The organism is Alcaligenes sp. 13f (genome assembly GCF_020496585.1).
GTDB lineage: Bacteria > Pseudomonadota > Gammaproteobacteria > Burkholderiales > Burkholderiaceae_B > Alcaligenes > Alcaligenes phenolicus.
Genome location: NZ_JAHKKC010000024.1, coordinates 37775 through 53988 on the forward strand (window position 1 = coordinate 37775; position 16214 = coordinate 53988).

Consider the following 16214-nt stretch of genomic DNA (forward strand, 5'->3'; position numbering starts at 1 on the left):
ATCAGGCACGCTTTTGCTGGGCATAACCCTTCAGAACTTCATCACGCAAGACGGCCCAGATTGCCGCATGCAATTCGACAAAGCGAGGATCATTGCGTACTTCGGCCACGTCACGAGGGCGTGGAAGATCGACATGAAATTCGCCGATGGGATGAGTGCCCGGCCCGGCCGACAGGACCACCACCCGGTCGCTCATGGCAATGGCTTCATCCAGGTCGTGAGTGATGAACAGCACGGCTTTACGCTGCGCCATCCAGATCTCCAGCACTTCGTTTTCCATCAATTGGCGGGTCTGAATGTCCAGCGCCGAGAACGGCTCATCCATCAGAATGATGTCGGGATCACGAATCAGGGTCTGGGCCAGCATGACGCGTTTGCGCATACCGCCAGACATCTGATGCGGATAACGATCCCCGAAACCACCCAGGCCGACTCGCTTGAGCCATTCCTGGGCACGCTCGCGGGCCTCATCCTGCGGAACACCGGCAAACTCCAGACCGGCCATCACATTGGATTCGGCACTGCGCCAGGGCATCAGTGCTTCGCCCTGGAACATGTAGCCAGCGCGCTCGTTCACTCCTTCCAGGGGTTTGCCGAACACACGCACTTCGCCCGACGAAGGGCTCAGCAAACCCGCCCCTACGTTCAGGAGCGTGGATTTGCCGCAGCCCGTTGGGCCTACAACCGACACAAACTCGCCTGGAGCAATGTTCAGGCTGGCGTCACGAACCGCTGTGTACGTACCTTTGCCATCGCGGGAGGCAAAAACACAGCTGATGTTATCTAAAGAAAGTGCTGCCTCAGACATTGGGATACTTCTTGTTGGCTTTCTCAGCAAATTCGTTGGTGAAGATCTTGCTGGTATCAATCTTGGATGCGTCCAGATTTGGCACAAAAGCGGCCAGTGCATTCAAGGCGGTAGCGGGGCCATCAGCATCGACCAGACCATCTGGCGAGAGTGCTTCTTTATTGGCGTCCAGACATTGCTTGTACAGTTCCACATCACCCAGCAGGTAGGTGGCAGGCACGGTTTTGGCAATGGTTTCAGCGTCATTGGCCTGAATCCATTTGTCGGCGCGCACGATGGCGTTGGCCAGGGCCTGAGCCGTGTTCGGATTCTTGGTGATGAAGTCTTCAGAAGCGTACAAGCAGGCCGAAGGCATATTGCCGCCAAAAATGGTCTTGGTGTCGGCAACGGTACGGGTGTCAGCAATGACGCGTACTTCGTTTTCCTTGAGCAAGGTGCCGATAACCGGGTCCAGGTTAGCCATGGCATCGATCTGACCGGTACGCATGGCGGTGACGGCACCGGCGCCAGCGCCTACGCCGATAAAGGCCACGTCCGAGGGTTTCAGACCGTTCTGTTCCAGATAGAAGTTGACCATCATATTGGTCGAGGAACCCGGTGCGGTCACACCGATTTTCTTGCCCTTCAAATCCGCAGGCGACTTATAGTCAGCCATCGTCTTGTTGGACACGGCCAAAACGATGGCCGGTGCGCGTCCTTGCTGCACAAAGGCACGGTACATCTGCCCTTTGGCCTGCAAGTTGATGGTGTGCTCAAAAGCGCCCGAGACGACATCGGCACTGCCACCGACAACCGCTTGCAGGGCCTTGGAGCCACCGGCAAAGTCGGCCACTTTGACCTTGAGGCCTTCATCATCAAAATAGCCGTTAATCTCGGCAATGGACAAAGGCAGGTAATAGATCAGCGCTTTGCCACCGACGGCAATCGTGATGCTTTTTTTCTCGATTTCCTGTGCACGGGCCAATGTTGGCAGCGACAGTGCCAATCCCGATGCTCCAACCAGCTTGAGTGCATGACGACGAGTCAGTTTCATGGCAATCCCCTTCTTGTTGTTGGTCATTAATTATTTAGGTCTGATACTTATACTAAAAAACAAAGGGGGGTGTCCCCCCCTTGTCCGCCAAGCGGTCAAACCCGTTTACGTGGCGCGACGCTCCATCAAAGCCCAGGCAATGGTGCTGGGGTCTACGTACTCCAGCTCGCTCCCGGCTGGCACACCGCGTGCCAGTCGAGTCACTTTCAAACCTTGGCTAGTGAGCATTTCCGCCAAATGATGGGCGGTGGTTTCGCCCTCTGCGGTGAAATTGGTCGCTAGAATCACTTCCTGCACTTGGCCATCACCGGCTCGCTCTAGCAAGCGGTCAAATTGCAAGGCATCCGGGCCTATGCCTTCCAGCGGCGTCAAACGCCCCATCAGCACATAGTAAAGGCCTCGATAGCCATGCGTAGCCTCGATCATGTTTTGATCGGCAGGCGTCTCCACCACACACAACAACGCCGGATCACGGCGGGGATTGGCACAGGTTTCACAGATAGGTTGAACAGTGAAACCATTGCAGCGCTGACAGTGCTGCAGTGCCGTCGTGGCATGTTCAAGAGCGCGGCTCAATTGGTCGGCGCCTACCAGGTCGTGTTGCAACAAGTGGTAGGCCATGCGGCGAGCGCTACGCTCGCCCACACCGGGTAGCCGACGCAGAGCCTGGATCAGAGCCCGAAGCGGTTCGGGCTCAGCGATCTGCGGTTCGTTCATTAGAACGGGAACTTCATACCGGGTGGCAGTGGCAGGCCAGCGGTAACACCCGCCATTTTTTCCTGCGACGTTGCCTCGGCTTTGCGCTGTGCATCGTTAAAGGCAGCAGCAATCAAATCTTCCAGCATCTCTTTTTCGTCTTCCAGCAGGCTGGGGTCGATAGAGACACGGCGCACATCGTGGCGGCAGTTCATGATGACCTTGACCAGACCACCGCCGGAAACGCCCTCGACCTCGATATCGGCCAAGGCTTCCTGAGCCTTTTTCATGTTTTCCTGCATTTGCTGCGCCTGGCGCATCAAGCCGGCAATCTGACCTTTCATCATGGTTTGGTTTTCCTGATTGATATAAATTGACAAGGGGCCATTCAGGCGGCCCGAACCAAAGGAGTGGCCTTGATCGACCCGGCTTTGACGCTGCCGTCAAAGTCCTGGATCAGGCTCAAGACAAAGGGATCCTGGGCAACCTGCTCTTCGGCCTGCCGCTGGCGCTCGGCCAGCTTGGCCTGCTCCACGGCATGCGCGGTAGCATCGCCCGTATCTCCGTATTCGATCACCAACTGAATGGACTGGGCAAAGTATTCCGACAAAACGGTGCGCAAGCGCGCTTTGCCCTGGCTGCCTTCAGTGGCCTTGATTTTGGCACGCAGATGGATTTCCTGGCCTTTCACGCCCAGCCATTCGCTCTGGCGGGCCAATTCAGCGGCCCAGCCACTTAAGGGCAGGCTGGTTGCCACTTCGGGCCAGGTTTCCGGTTTCATGCCGCCCAGACGGACGGTACGCGGGCTGTCCGAACCGCTTTGCGGTACAGGCAGGCCCAGTTCAGTGTCGGGCATGAAGCGATCAGACAGGGACACAGACGGTACATCGCCATCTTCTTCGGCACGAGCCGCGTCCATATCCAAAGGTTGATAATTCTCGAACTCTTCGTCCATGCCCTCGGACAGCCAGGCGGGCTCTTCCGGACCGTCCTGGGTGGAGACGGCTGGCGGCGCTTCTTCTGCCACCGGGTCTACTCGGGCAGCGGCCTGGGCCTGAGACGACATCAGGGGCTGAGCACTGCTCTTGCCCTGGGCTTTGGGGGATTCCGCTACAGGGTCGGCAGAGGAATCAGCCTGGGATGCGGAGGTGGGCTCTGCGGCTGGCTGGGCTGACGGCGTCGATGCCGCTTGGGCGGCTTCAACAGCGCTGCTGTCAGCAACTGCAGTCGCAGCTTCTTGAGGCTGACTGGTCGCGGAACCGGCTTCAAAGCTTGCATCCGCTGGGGCAGACTCTGAAGAGTCATAGCTGGCCCCTGCACCGGCAGGCTCGGGAGCATCTTCCCAGGCCGGGACAAAATCGTCGTCAGCGGGGATGGATTCTGCGACAGGCGCTGCTTGGGCTGCATGTGCACTGGCAACATCAGCAACCGGGACGACTACAGGGGCAGAAGCCTGTGCCTGCTGAGGCGCGGCAGAGGCGGCGGCATCAACAGAGGCAGCGGGGGCTGCCGCAGGAGCGGGAGCAGCCTGAGCCGCGCCAGCACCAGCACCAGCACCAGCAGTATCAGACCCCGAAGGCCCTGCTGGCGGTGGCACATACGCCGAAACGGGCTCGGGCAGCAAAGCCAGCATGCGCAAGCACGCCATCACAAAACCGGCGTACTCATCCGGAGCCAAAGACAGCTCCTGACGGCTATGCACCGCTACCGAATAAAACAACTGCACATGATCGGGCGAGAGCATGGGCGCTAGTTGCCGCACCGCCTCTGCCAGAGGATCATCATCAGAAATCGTGCCGGGAATGCGCTGCTCGATGGCGATACGGGACAACAAGGTGGCCAGATCAGCCAGAGCGCCCGAATAAGACAGGCCGCGCAAGGCCAGATCATCGGCCACACCCATAATGGCCTGCGCATCATAAGCGACCAGCGCTTGCAGCAATTGCGCCAGGTGGCGTTGATCAATGGTGCCCAGCATGGCTTGTACAGCCTGGGCGCTAAGATCGCCTGCGCTATAGGCAATAGCCTGGTCGCTAAGCGACAAGGCATCGCGCATGGAGCCATCGGCTGCCTGTGCCAGCAAACGCAAGGCAGGCAGCTCGAACTGCATTTCTTCCTGGGTCAGAATGTCTTGCAGGTGGCCCACAATCGCGGGCACTGTCATCTGCTTCAAATTGAATTGCAGACAGCGCGACAAGACCGTGACCGGAATCTTTTGCGGATCGGTCGTGGCCAGAATGAATTTGACGTGCGCTGGCGGCTCTTCCAGCGTCTTGAGCATGGCATTAAAGGCGTGCCCGGTCAGCATGTGAACTTCGTCAATCATGTAGACCTTGTAACGGCCCGAGCTGGGGGCGTAGACCGCCTGCTCCAGCAGTTGGGTCATCTCTTCCACACCGCGATTGGAAGCGGCGTCCAGCTCTACATAATCAATAAAGCGGCCTGCATCAATCTCGGTACAAGCGCGGCAAACGCCACAGGGCTTGGAAGTGATGCCGGTTTCACAGTTCAGCGACTTGGCCAGAATACGCGACAAGGTGGTCTTGCCCACGCCGCGTGTGCCCGTAAACAGCCAGGCATGGTGCAGGCGCTGGGTATCCAGGGCGTGCGTCAGAGCGCGCACCACGTGGTCCTGACCAACCAAGGTGTCAAAGGAACGGGGGCGCCACTTGCGGGCCAGAACGAGATAGGTCATGCGAATTCCGGACGGCGTGAACCATCAATACAAATAAGCGAAAGGAAAAGTGTACCGGATTCGGTGCTGAAGGGAAGCAGATAGACCGGGCGCGCATAACCCGATAAGCAAATGAAGTGGCGAGCCTGACTCCGGCACTGATTCTGCACGGCTGTGGCTGCTTCGTTCCCGACCTGACCAGATTCACCGCCGAACCATGCGGAGGGGCCCGCCGACCAATAGTGTAGCATCAATACGGCAGCCAAAGATCGGCTCTTGGGAAATAAAGCGCAGCCTGCGCGGGCCGGCCATCCAGAGCCTGCACCTGCTCACAATACCGCTGCAATTGCGGCGCATAACGCTCCAGCATCCGGGCCTTGAAATCGTCCAGACTTTCATGCTCGGCAGGTCGTCCGGTCTTGTAATCCACCACCAGCCAGTGATCTTCCTGGGAAATGGCCAGGTCAATAATCGACACACGGCCACTGACGTCCAGCAAGGACCATTCCCGGTAAGCTCGGCTGACGCCCAGCAGCCAGCGGCCCCGTTCCGTCTGTACGGTCGCAGTAATCGCTTCAAACAGGGATTGGGCGGCTTCATCCAGATAGGTCGCTGGCACACCAGCACGCAGCAGTTGACGACGCATCACGGCGCGGCCTTGCTGCAAGCGTTCTACCGGCCATTGCTCCAGCCCTTCACGGCCCAGCTTTTCCAGCCAGTCGTGGGCAACCGTACCAATGGCTTTTTCATGAGTCGTGTCCAGGGACCACTGCCAGCTTTGATACTGCGGGCTGTCGGCCTGCAACTGCTCGGGCGGCGCGGCCGGCAAGCTCACCACACGCTGCAACAATGCCGCAGAACCTTGCCCGGCTTCCTCTTGCTGTCCGCCCTGCTCGGCTTGCCAAACAGGAGCCTGTGGCTGATCCAGGACCGGCCAGACACGGCTCAGCAAGGAGCGGCCATCCGGCTCGCGCAGGCCCTTATCCTGGGTGATGCTCAATTCCGCAAACAGATGCAGCTCCTGACGGGCACGCGTCAGGGCCACGTATAAAAGACGGTGGCTTTCCTGCTCGGCCCGGATACGCTCCCGCGCCGCCAGAAACTGCGACACCGGATCGCGCTGCTCGCTGCCCTTGTGACTGATCGGCCCCAGAATCAAGCGCTCGGCGCTGTGCTCCAGACGAATCAACGGCTCGGAGTCGGCTGCTGACTGCTTGTGCAAGCCAAACAAAATGACGGTTTCGAACTCCAGCCCCTTGGATTTGTGAATCGTCATCACCTCCACGGCCTTGCCCGTACCTTGCGGGGTGGCATACAGCGACTCCACACGGGCCTGCAATTGTTGCTGGTCGGGCGGTCCGTAAGGGCATAACTCCTCCAACAGACGCAAGACTTGTTCTGCATCCGCCTGATCAGCCAAGCTTGGATAGACTTGCGGCCCGCCCAAGCGCGTCCAGCATTCTTGCACCCAGGCAGCAAACGGCATCAAGCCACTACGATTGCCTTTGTCCAGCAAGATCTGGCAAGCAAAGAGCAGACGAGCACGCTCGTTGGCATCCCAGTCTTCAAAATCCTGATTGTGTGTAAGCTCGGCCAAGGTCTGTGTAGGGTGCAAGGCACACAGGCGGTGCAGGCTCTCCAAACGCAGGCCGATCAATGGCGAGCGCAAGACAGACAGCCAAGCCAGTCGATCAGCCGGGTGCGCCAAGGCACGGACCAATTGCACCAGATCAGCCACCACAGGACGCTGTTGCAAGGGCTCCAGTTCTACGGCTCGACACGGTATGCCCTGCTCGCCCAGTTTGCGCACCAGACCATGCAAGTGCGAGCGTGCTCGCACCAGAATCGCCACCGGATGTTCGCTGTCCTGATAACGTTCCAGAGCTTGGGCCGCACACTGAACCGCCTCCTGCACTGCACGCTCTTGAGCCGCTTGCTGCGACGGCACAGCATCCTCTCCCCTAGCCACTCGGAAATGCCAGGACGGGTGAAAGTGCACCGCCCAATCGGGGATATCGGGCTTGAAGGCGGTGGAGTGTTCGTAGGTGACCATGCCCAGATCCGGGTCAGGTCGAGCCGGAAACAATTGCGCCCCCACCTTGTTCACCCATTCCACCAAGCGCGGATGTGAACGGAAGTTATTACTGAGATTCAGCGGCTCCAGCTCTACTTCGCCCAAGCGTCGAGCTTGCCAGACTTGCAGAAACAAACCCACTTCCGCCTTGCGGAAACGGTAAATGGACTGCATGGGGTCGCCCACCAAAAACAGACTGCGCCCATCGCCCGGCTCCCAGCCGCTGGTCAGGCGTTCCAGCAACTGCACCTGGGATTGGCTGGTGTCCTGGAACTCGTCTACCAGCAAATGGCGTATGGACCTGTCCATGCGCAAGAGCAGCTCGCCCGGCTCGTCGGCATCACCCAAGGCTTGCAAGGCACGTTGGGCAATCTCGGTGAAATCGACCTCGGCTTTCTCGGCAAAGCGCAGTTTCAATTGCGCCGCAGCCAGCCACAAGACCTGAATCAGATTGGACAGAACTTCTTGCTGCTGGGGGGAGTATTGCTCGGGCAAAAGGCGTGCACTGGCCAGGCGAGCAATCCAGGGCTCAGCCCCCAGACAATTGCTCAACCACTCAGTCAGCATTTCTTTTTGTGCCGTTTTAGGGGGAAAGCCATTACGCACCGTCAGGCTTTTGCGCAGATCGCCTTTATCCGTCAGCAACAAGGCTGCCAGACCACGCCAGCGCGGCAAATCGTCCATGACCGGGGCCAGGTTATCGCCTTGCCAATCCGCCAAGGCCAGCACATCGCCACTTTCCAGATTCGAGGCTGCAAAGCAGGCCAGGGGGGCCAAGGTTCGCGCCCAACCGGGTGGCAGTGAATCGCTTAGCTGCTGCAGCTGCTGCTCCACCACCTCGCGCAAGCTGTCTTGCAAAAGCGCCACATCACCGCCCTGCCCCACGGCTGGCAGCCACTGATCGCGGCTGGCCAACATACCTGCCAACAGAGCTTGCGCCTGCAGCAGGTTCACATCCATGTGTTCCAGAAAACGCGCCACGCTGGGCACGCTTTCCGCCATTTCCAGCGTGGCCCAAGCCGCCGCTTCGTAATGCTCCTGGGCCTTATCGGTAATGGCCGGAACCCCGCCCAGCCCCGTAATCCAGGGCATGGCGCGTACCAGGTGGGCACACAAGGAGTCGATGGTCCGGATGCTTAAACGGGCCGGGTAAGCCAGCAAATCCCACTGCTGCTCCTGATTGCGCTGCATGGCGGCACGCGCCAGTTCCCAGCTGCGTACCCGGTAGGGCTCGGCAGGCCGTTCCTGATTGGCAGCGGCCAACTTCTCCAGTACACGCGCATGCATTTCAGCCGCAGCTTTACGGGTGAAGGTAATGGCCACTATTTCTTCTGGCCGCTGCACGCGAGCCAGCAAGGCCAGAATCCGGTCGGTCAGCAGCTCTGTCTTGCCGGAACCGGCTGGGGCCTGGACCAGAAAGGAGGACTCGGGGTCCAGTGCCCGTGCACGGGCGGGGCTATCGCTAGGGACTGTCACCATTACACCTCTCCTCCATTGTCTTGGAGGTCTTCCTGGAACAAACGTAAAAAGGGCAAAACATCGCAATACAGCAGATCGTTGCAGTTCCAGATCTGATTGGCGGCCTGCCCTTGCAGGAACTCATCTGCCAAGCCTTCCACCGCCTGTTTCCACTGCGCGATTTGGGCGGTCCACTGCTGGGCGCTTTCCAATTCGGTCAGACCCTCAATATCCATGCCGGGCGCGGCCAAACCGCTTAAACCGACCTGTCGGGCATGCAAGCGTACAAAGGCCAAACCACTGACGCTACGGCCTTGATCCTGCAAGGCAGCAGCATAAAACGGCAATTGCAGATTCACGGGTCTGGGCCGCAGCCAGTCTTTATCGGGCCGCAGCTCGCCTATGCCGGTTTTGTAGTCCAACAGCAATTGCTCGCCATCAGCCAGATCATCCAAGCGATCCAGACGCAGGTTCAGACGTAACAAGCCTCGATTCCAGCTCAATTCATGCTCCGTCGCCCCCAGAGCAAACGGTGGGCGCTGGGCTTCCTGATGGGCGTACTCGTTCAAGACCGCCAGACCCCGCTCCATTTCCAGGCTGCGCAGCACCGGACCATAATCGGCCAGCTCTTCCTGAGCGGCCTGTTCGATACATGCTTGCACCACATCCAGCAGCGAATCCTCACCAATCAGCTCATGCAGGCTGTCCTGATCGTTCACACGCTGCCAGAACAATTCGACGGCGCGGTGCAGGAACATCCCACGTGTATTCATATCGCCGACACGGGCGTAATCGGGCAAGGCCTGACCATGCAAACGGAACTTCACGAAAGCCCACAAGGGGTTGCGGGCCTGCGTATCCAGCACGCTGATCCCGCCACGTATGCGCTCTTCCTGTTTCAAGCTGGGGCCTTGCTCGTCCAGCAAGGCTTCCTGTGCGACGGCCTGCTCTGCCTGCACCGCCCAAGGCATTTCAAGCACAGGCCAATGAGCAATCAAGGGACTGGGCCTCAGCTCCTGTTCGCCCTGATGCAAAGGCGCACTTAGCAAAACCTGATTCCCACAGCGTAGCAAGGCACTCAGCATCCAGCGCGCCCATTCCAGCTCCCGCTCTGGCGTACTGCGAGGTGCCGAGACTCGACGCAACACCTGGGCAGGAATCAAAGGATTGGGTTTGACCGCAGCAGGCAAAATATCATCGGTCAGGCCCAGCACCCATACGGCATCCCAGCGCCCGCCTTCCGCTTCCAGAAAACCCAGCACGTCCAGCCGGGAACGTGGGTCTCGTTGTGGCTGGAACAAATTTTCACGGGCCATGCGTGCCAAAGCGCTTTGTGCCTTCAAGGCACTGATGCGACCCAAGACCGGCGCTTGCTGCGCCAATTGCAGCAGCAAGGCTTCCAAAGCCTCCAGAGTTTGAAACTGGGCACTATCCAGACGGTTAGTGCCCGGAAAGCCCAAAGCCTCCAGGCATTGGCGCATGACCGACGCCCAGGTATCCACTCCTTGAGCGCCTGCCGATACGGACTCGAAGCGTTCCACCGCCTTGCCCCAGGCCAGAGCCAGTTCGGGTGTGTGGAAGCTGAGCATGTCGGCAAATTCTTTACGGCTAACTTGTGTAATGCGGTTGTCGCGCCAGGCCTTGTCAATGCGGGCACGGCCACCTGCTTCAGACTGTTCTGCCTGACACGCTCCCAAACGCAAGGCTTCGCCCAGCATGGCGGGCTCAGCCTGCCCCTTGGTCGCCAAGGTAAACAAGGCCTTCAACCAGGCCATGGCCGCTTCAACCACTGGCCACTCAGCCAAGGATCGGGCTGCCGCCACGTTATAGGGCAACGCACCTTGATCCGTGTGCATGGCCTGTCGCAAAAGACGATGCACCAGCGGCAATTGCGTTTCCAGCTGCGCGGCCACAATGGCTACTGTGCGATCCGGGTCCTCGTCCAATTGACGACGCGCCCACTGCACCGCCAGGCGCCATTCCGTATCCGCATCCTGCGCCTGCACCCGATACACCTCTGTCGCCGGAGCCTCTTCGTGCTGCAGCTGGAGAATCTCTACCCCCATGTCCTGCAAACCACTCAACAAACTTTGCAGGCGCGGCGAATATTCATGAAAACCATGCAGCACCATATGGCGATGACGCATGTGCAAGGCGCCTGCCCGCACCGCTTTGAGCACACGCTCCGCAGCCAGGTTTGCATCATCCAGATCTGCCTGCTCCAGGCTTTGCCGGTAGTGAGAGCGCCATTGCATGAAGCGTTCAAAATCCACGCTGGCCTCGCCGGGTTTCAGCTCGATATTCCATTCATCCAGCAAGGTATCGGCTTCACAAGCCAGACGCGCCGCCTGACCGACATCCAGAAAATAGCCCTCTTCCTCGCATTGCTCGATGCTGTGTTCCCAACGCTGCAAGGCGGCAAAGCGATCCATCTGGTGCGCGGCTGGTTGCCACTGTTCGGAAAAGCAGAGCTGATCACTGGCCTGCGCCAGCCACGCGCCCAAAGGCACAATTTCCGGTACGGCAACCGTCCCGCCAGCACCCGCCAGACGGGCCGACAAATGTCCCAGCAGGCGGCGCGCATAGCGCTTGTTCACGGTCAAGACAACCGTCTCGGCACTATTGAGCTCCTGCAATTGAGCCATGGAAACAGCAGGGGTGTCGTACATAGAAAAAACCAGTTAAGGTTGCAAGAAAACAGAACGGCCAGCAGCGCTGATCCGGCCATTGTACCGGCGCTCTATCCCTAGTTTGTTCCCGCCCTTACACTTATCACCATGTCTAGTTCAAACACCCCCAATACCGAATTAACCGGCAGCCTGTCGCTGCGCACTGGCGACCATACCTGGGGTAGCGCCCGCCGTATGGCCTTGCTGGCCGCCATTGCCGAGCAGGGTTCGATCTCTGCCGCTGCCCGTCATATTGGCATCAGCTACAAGGCGGCCTGGGACGCCATCGACATCATGAACAATATGGCGGGCGAACCTCTGGTGCTGCGCAGTACGGGCGGTCATCGTGGTGGCGGTGCCACCCTGACGCCCAAAGCCGTCGAGCTGCTGGAGCTGTATCAAACCTACGACCGGCTGCATCAACGCTTCATGAGCCGTATTGGTCGTTTAATGCCTTCCGTGGCAACACAAATGGAGTTACTCCAAACCATGATCATGCAAACTTCGGCTCGCAACCAACTGCCCGGTATCGTTACCACGATTAAAACGGGAGCCGTCAACGACGAAATTCATGTGGATATTGGCCAGGGCCAAATCGTGGTCGCGTCCATCACACGAGAAAGCACGGAAAACCTGGGCCTGCGTGAGGGGCAGAAAGTTCTGGCCTTTCTGAAAGCGTCCTCGATCATGATTGGCACGGGCGACACCCGTAACTCCCTGTCCGCACGCAATCAACTGCCCGGCACGATTACCGATGTCATTACCGGTGCCGTCAATGCAGAAGTACGTCTGGAACTGCCACAAGGCCTGACAATCACCGCCAGCATCACCCTGGACAGCACACAGCGCTTGCACCTGGAAGCAGGCCAATCCGCCTATGCACTGTTCAAGGCATCCAGCGTGATGATCGCTACGCTGTAAGAACTTCCAGATCCGCGCTGGTACAGCATTCGATAATGCGTCCATCGCGAATACGATAGACCTCTTGGGCCAGGGCCCTGGCATCCTCAGGATCGTGCGTGATCAGGATAGTGGGAATATCGATCTGGCTTTGCAACTGAGCCAGTTCAGCCCGCAAACGCGCACGCAAGTCCTGATCCAGGGCCGCCAAAGGCTCATCCAGCAAAAGCAGCTGAGGTTCAATAGCCAAGGCTCGCGCCAAGGCGCAACGTTGCTTTTGCCCGCCAGACAACTGGGCGGGATAGCTGCTTAATACCGACTCCAGCTGAAACGCTTCTACCCAACGCTGGGCAGCCGCAGGCATGTCTCGCACGGAGCGGTTGAACAAGCCCGTGTTCAGACCAAAGCAAATATTCTGTGCTGCGGTCAGATGCGGGAACAGGCCGTAGTCCTGAAACAAGTACGCCACCCGACGCTCGCGTGGTTTCAGGTTGATGCCTTTTTCAGAATCAAAATAGACCTGATCGCCAATTTGAATGCGGCCATGGTCGGGCCGCAACAAGCCCGCCACGCTTTGCACCGTCAAGGACTTGCCCGAACCCGAAGGCCCGTACAGGGCAATATGACGGGCTTCGGTTTGAATCTGAATGTTCAAGTCGAAATGACGGGCCTCGCTGACCACGGTGCGTTGAATCTGTACAGTCAGGCTCATTGCATCCCTCTTTTACGGCGTACGTGACGGGGTGACAAGGCACTGGTACTCCACAGGACCAGCACACAAGTAATCGAAATAATAGCGACCAGCACCAATGCCTGCTGATCCTCCCCTGCCTGGACTGCCTCGTAAATGGCGATGGACATGGTTTGGGTGCGCCCCGGTATGCTGCCCGCGATCATCAACGTAGCGCCGAACTCGCCCAAAGCGCGGGCAAAGGCCAGCAAAACGCCTGCCATGATGCCACGCGCTGCCAAAGGCAGGCTGACACGAAAGAAGATGGCCAGGGGCTTCAGACCCAGCACGCTGGCCGCATTTTCCAGGCGGGGATCCACATCCTCAAAAGCCGCACGCGCGGCCTTCAAAATCATGGGAAAAGCTACGACAGTCGCGGCAATCACCGCCCCCTGCCAGGTAAAGACCAGCTCAATGCCCATGCTGGAGAGCCATTGCCCAAAGGCACTGCGCCGACCCAGCAAGACCAGCAGGTAATAGCCGATGACGGTAGGCGGCAAAACCATGGGCAAGGTCAAGATGGAATCAAGCAGATCACACCAGCGCGACTGCCAGCGCGACAAGGCATAGGCCACTCCTATACCCAGCACACAGGCAAACAAGGTCGCCCAACCGGCGACCTTGAGCGATAAGCACAGGGGAATCCAAAGTGAAGTCATCCGACGATCAAAATCCTATCAAGGCTTGGCAAAACCGTATTTTGCCAGCACTTGCTGTCCGGATTCAGACATGACGAAATCCTGGAAAGCCTGAGCCTTGTCATTACGGCCTTCGCGCTGCACCAAGGCGATCGGGTAAGTGACAGGTTCCGTGGTCTTGAGCACTTCCAGCACTTCCACCTTGTCTTTCATGATGGCCGCGTCAGTCGCGAACACGAAACCGGCTTCCACTTCACCACGAGCGACATAATCCAGCACCTGACGCACGTTCTGGCCCAGAATTTCACGCTGTTTGACTGCATCCCACTGACCGGCCTTTTCCAGAGCAGCCTGGGTGTAGCGGCCTACAGGCACAACAGCCGGGTTACCCAAAGCCACACGTTTGACTTCTGCCTTGCCCAGATCGCCAGCGTTGCTCACTTTGGCGGGGTTATCTGTCGGCACAATCAGCACAACCTGATTCTGTACAAAATTCTTGCGGGTAGCAGGATCCACAGCCTTGGCTTCTTCCGCCTTGTTCATGGCTTTCTGGTCGGCCGAGGCAAACACATCCACCGGAGCACCATTGACGATCTGCTGCAGCAATACATCCGATGCGGCGAAGCTGGTCAGCACCTTGGTGCCGGGGTGCTCTGCCTCAAACTGGCCTGCCAGTTCCTTGAAAGCATTGGTCAGGCTGGCAGCCGCAGCCACAACCAACTCATCAGCTTGTGCTGTGCCTTGCAGAAACAGGGATAAGGCAGCGACCGATACGACGCGTTTGAACATTGTTTTCTCCTCCGGGACGGGTGTAACGAATTAGTATAATCAGGAAATATATATAGGTATATAGCGTAAATCTACCCCTCTACTGAATGAAGCTCATCATCCCGGAGTGATAGCATGAGGGCTTTCCTGCCTCATCCCGGCTCCCAAAAGCACGCCAACAGCCACACTTTCCGAATTTTTCATCCTCATGACGCAAGCCAGTCTGATTTCCGATTTCATCACCATGCTCTGGTTGCAGGACGGCCTGTCTGCCAACACCCAACAAGCGTATCGGCAGGATCTGGAACGCCTGGAGGAATGGGCTCAACAAGAGCGCGAAGGCAAAGCGCTGGAACAGTTGGAAGCCAAGGATTTGCGGGAATGGATGGCCAGCCAGGCAGATCAGAGCAAGGCCAGCACAGCCAATCGCAGGCTGGCCACCTTACGTCGCTTTTACAACTGGACAGTGCAAGAAGGTATGCGGCAGGACGATCCCTGCCTGGAATTGAGCAGCGCCCGACAGGCCCCACGCGTCCCGCACACCTTGTCCGAAGAACAGGTAGAACGCCTGCTGGCTGCCCCGGACATACATAATCCCTTGGGGCTGCGCGATCGCTGCATGCTGGAAACCTTGTATGCCAGCGGTTTGCGCGTCACGGAACTGACTGAACTGCCCTTGCAGAACCTGAGCCTGAGCGATGGCGTGCTGCGCATCGACCAGGGCAAGGGGGGCAAGGACAGGCTGGTGCCTTTGGGACAGGAGGCCCTGCACTGGATCGAACGTTATATGCAGGAGTCCCGCCCTGCCTTGCTAGGCCAGCGCCGCAGCGACTTTGTATTTATTACAGGACGCGGCACTTGCATGAGCCGCCAGTCTTTTTGGTTGATCGTCAAGAAATATGCGGTTCAGGCCGGTATTCTGGCCCCCTTGTCCCCGCACGTTCTGCGCCATGCTTTTGCCACCCATTTGCTCAATCACGGCGCCGACTTGCGCGTGGTGCAGATGCTATTGGGACACGCCGACATTTCCACGACCCAGATTTATACTCATGTGGCACGTGAGCGCTTGAAAGCCTTGCACGCAGCCCATCATCCACGCGCCTGAGCGCACTACCAAGATATGGCTAAAGAAAAACACGTTAGCGAAACACCGGCCACACAGTGGCTACGTAAAAATGGCATTTCCTTTACCGAGCATAGCTACAACTATGTCGATCATGGCGGGGCCATGGAAGCGGCAGCCCAGCTGGGTCTGGACCTGCACCGGGTGGCCAAGACCCTGATCATGGAAGATGAAAGCGCCAAGCCCCTGATCATCGTGATGCACGGCGACCGTGAGGTCTCCACCAAGAATCTGGCCCGCCAAACCGGCGCGAAAAAGATCGCCCCCTGTAAACCGGATGTGGCTCAACGCCATTCGGGCTATATGGTTGGCGGCACCTCGCCCTTTGCCACCCGCAAGGCCATGCCCGTATGGCTGGAAGAAGAACTGCTGGAGTTTGACACCATTTACATCAATGGTGGCCGACGCGGCTATTTGCTGGGTATCAATCCCCAGGTTCTGATCGACAAGCTGGGGGCACGCCCCGTACAGGCTGGCCTGGAAAAAGGCTGATCTTACTTGGCAGCAGGTATAAAAAGACGGCGCAGTCAGCCCGTCTTTTTTTTGTCACGCACTTGCTTGAACCCTCAAACGCCACAATAAACAGCCTGGTTCTGCTCCCTGCACTTCCTGCCACGCGCAGCCACCACCACCACCACCACCA

At 58.4% G+C, this 16214-nt stretch carries 13 protein-coding genes and 1 other RNA gene; 3 read left to right on the forward strand and 11 right to left on the reverse strand.

The annotated features are described in order from the left end of the window. Nucleotide 1 precedes the first annotated feature (1 nt). The 8 genes from KOE80_RS16980 to KOE80_RS17015 form a co-directional block, all read right to left on the reverse strand. Nucleotides 2–808 (reverse strand): ABC transporter ATP-binding protein, encoded by an 807-nt coding sequence (locus KOE80_RS16980; protein WP_115634139.1) that lies wholly within the window; start codon nt 806–808, stop codon nt 2–4. Further along, nucleotides 801–1841 (reverse strand): ABC transporter substrate-binding protein, encoded by a 1041-nt coding sequence (locus KOE80_RS16985; protein ID WP_035271448.1) that lies wholly within the window; start codon nt 1839–1841, stop codon nt 801–803. The genes KOE80_RS16980 and KOE80_RS16985 overlap by 8 nt, the downstream gene beginning before the upstream one ends. A 105-nt stretch (nt 1842–1946) precedes the next feature. Continuing rightward, nucleotides 1947–2558: a recombination mediator RecR gene (gene recR / locus KOE80_RS16990; RefSeq protein ID WP_003803396.1), complete on the reverse strand. Its 612-nt coding sequence runs from the start codon at nt 2556–2558 to the stop codon at nt 1947–1949. Next, nucleotides 2558–2884, reverse strand: coding sequence for a YbaB/EbfC family nucleoid-associated protein (locus KOE80_RS16995; RefSeq protein ID WP_009463063.1), 327 nt, complete (start codon nt 2882–2884; stop codon nt 2558–2560). The genes recR and KOE80_RS16995 overlap by 1 nt, the downstream gene beginning before the upstream one ends. Nucleotides 2885–2925: 41 nt before the next feature. Further along, entirely contained in the window at nt 2926–5232 is a 2307-nt protein-coding gene (gene dnaX, locus KOE80_RS17000) for a DNA polymerase III subunit gamma/tau (protein ID WP_226349565.1), read from the reverse strand. Nucleotides 5233–5347: 115 nt separating this feature from the next. After that, nucleotides 5348–5445: signal recognition particle sRNA small type (ffs, locus tag KOE80_RS17005), an RNA gene on the reverse strand. A gap of 16 nt (nt 5446–5461) precedes the next feature. Further along, entirely contained in the window at nt 5462–8764 is a 3303-nt protein-coding gene (locus KOE80_RS17010) for a UvrD-helicase domain-containing protein (protein WP_226349566.1), read from the reverse strand. Further along, nucleotides 8764–11412 (reverse strand): PD-(D/E)XK nuclease family protein, encoded by a 2649-nt coding sequence (locus tag KOE80_RS17015; protein WP_226349567.1) that lies wholly within the window; start codon nt 11410–11412, stop codon nt 8764–8766. Before KOE80_RS17015 ends, KOE80_RS17010 begins: the two co-directional genes overlap by 1 nt. 108 nt (nt 11413–11520) lie before the next feature. On the opposite strand from KOE80_RS17015, the gene KOE80_RS17020 reads away from it, so the two are divergent. Continuing rightward, nucleotides 11521–12333, forward strand: a complete 813-nt coding sequence (locus tag KOE80_RS17020; protein ID WP_226349568.1) for a TOBE domain-containing protein — start codon at nt 11521–11523, stop codon at nt 12331–12333. Here the strand turns inward: KOE80_RS17020 and KOE80_RS17025 are convergent. From KOE80_RS17025 to modA, 3 genes are read right to left on the reverse strand one after another with little or no spacing between them, the layout of a single operon-like run. Next, nucleotides 12323–13024, reverse strand: coding sequence for a sulfate/molybdate ABC transporter ATP-binding protein (locus KOE80_RS17025; protein ID WP_035270991.1), 702 nt, complete (start codon nt 13022–13024; stop codon nt 12323–12325). The two genes, KOE80_RS17020 and KOE80_RS17025, sit on opposite strands and share 11 nt — an antisense overlap. Beyond that, nucleotides 13021–13701 (reverse strand): molybdate ABC transporter permease subunit, encoded by a 681-nt coding sequence (gene modB, locus KOE80_RS17030; RefSeq protein WP_009461324.1) that lies wholly within the window; start codon nt 13699–13701, stop codon nt 13021–13023. The genes KOE80_RS17025 and modB overlap by 4 nt, the downstream gene beginning before the upstream one ends. An 18-nt stretch (nt 13702–13719) precedes the next feature. Continuing rightward, on the reverse strand, nt 13720–14469 hold the full coding sequence (gene modA, locus KOE80_RS17035; protein ID WP_026485228.1) for a molybdate ABC transporter substrate-binding protein: 750 nt from the start codon (nt 14467–14469) through the stop codon (nt 13720–13722). Between the two features lie 187 nt (nt 14470–14656). On the opposite strand from modA, the gene xerD reads away from it, so the two are divergent. Both xerD and ybaK read left to right on the forward strand, forming a co-directional pair. Next, nucleotides 14657–15553, forward strand: coding sequence for a site-specific tyrosine recombinase XerD (gene xerD, locus KOE80_RS17040; protein ID WP_026485227.1), 897 nt, complete (start codon nt 14657–14659; stop codon nt 15551–15553). A gap of 15 nt (nt 15554–15568) precedes the next feature. Continuing rightward, complete coding sequence (gene ybaK / locus KOE80_RS17045) at nt 15569–16063, forward strand: Cys-tRNA(Pro) deacylase (protein WP_035270993.1); 495 nt, start codon at nt 15569–15571, stop codon at nt 16061–16063. The last annotated feature ends 151 nt before the right edge of the window (nt 16064–16214 follow it).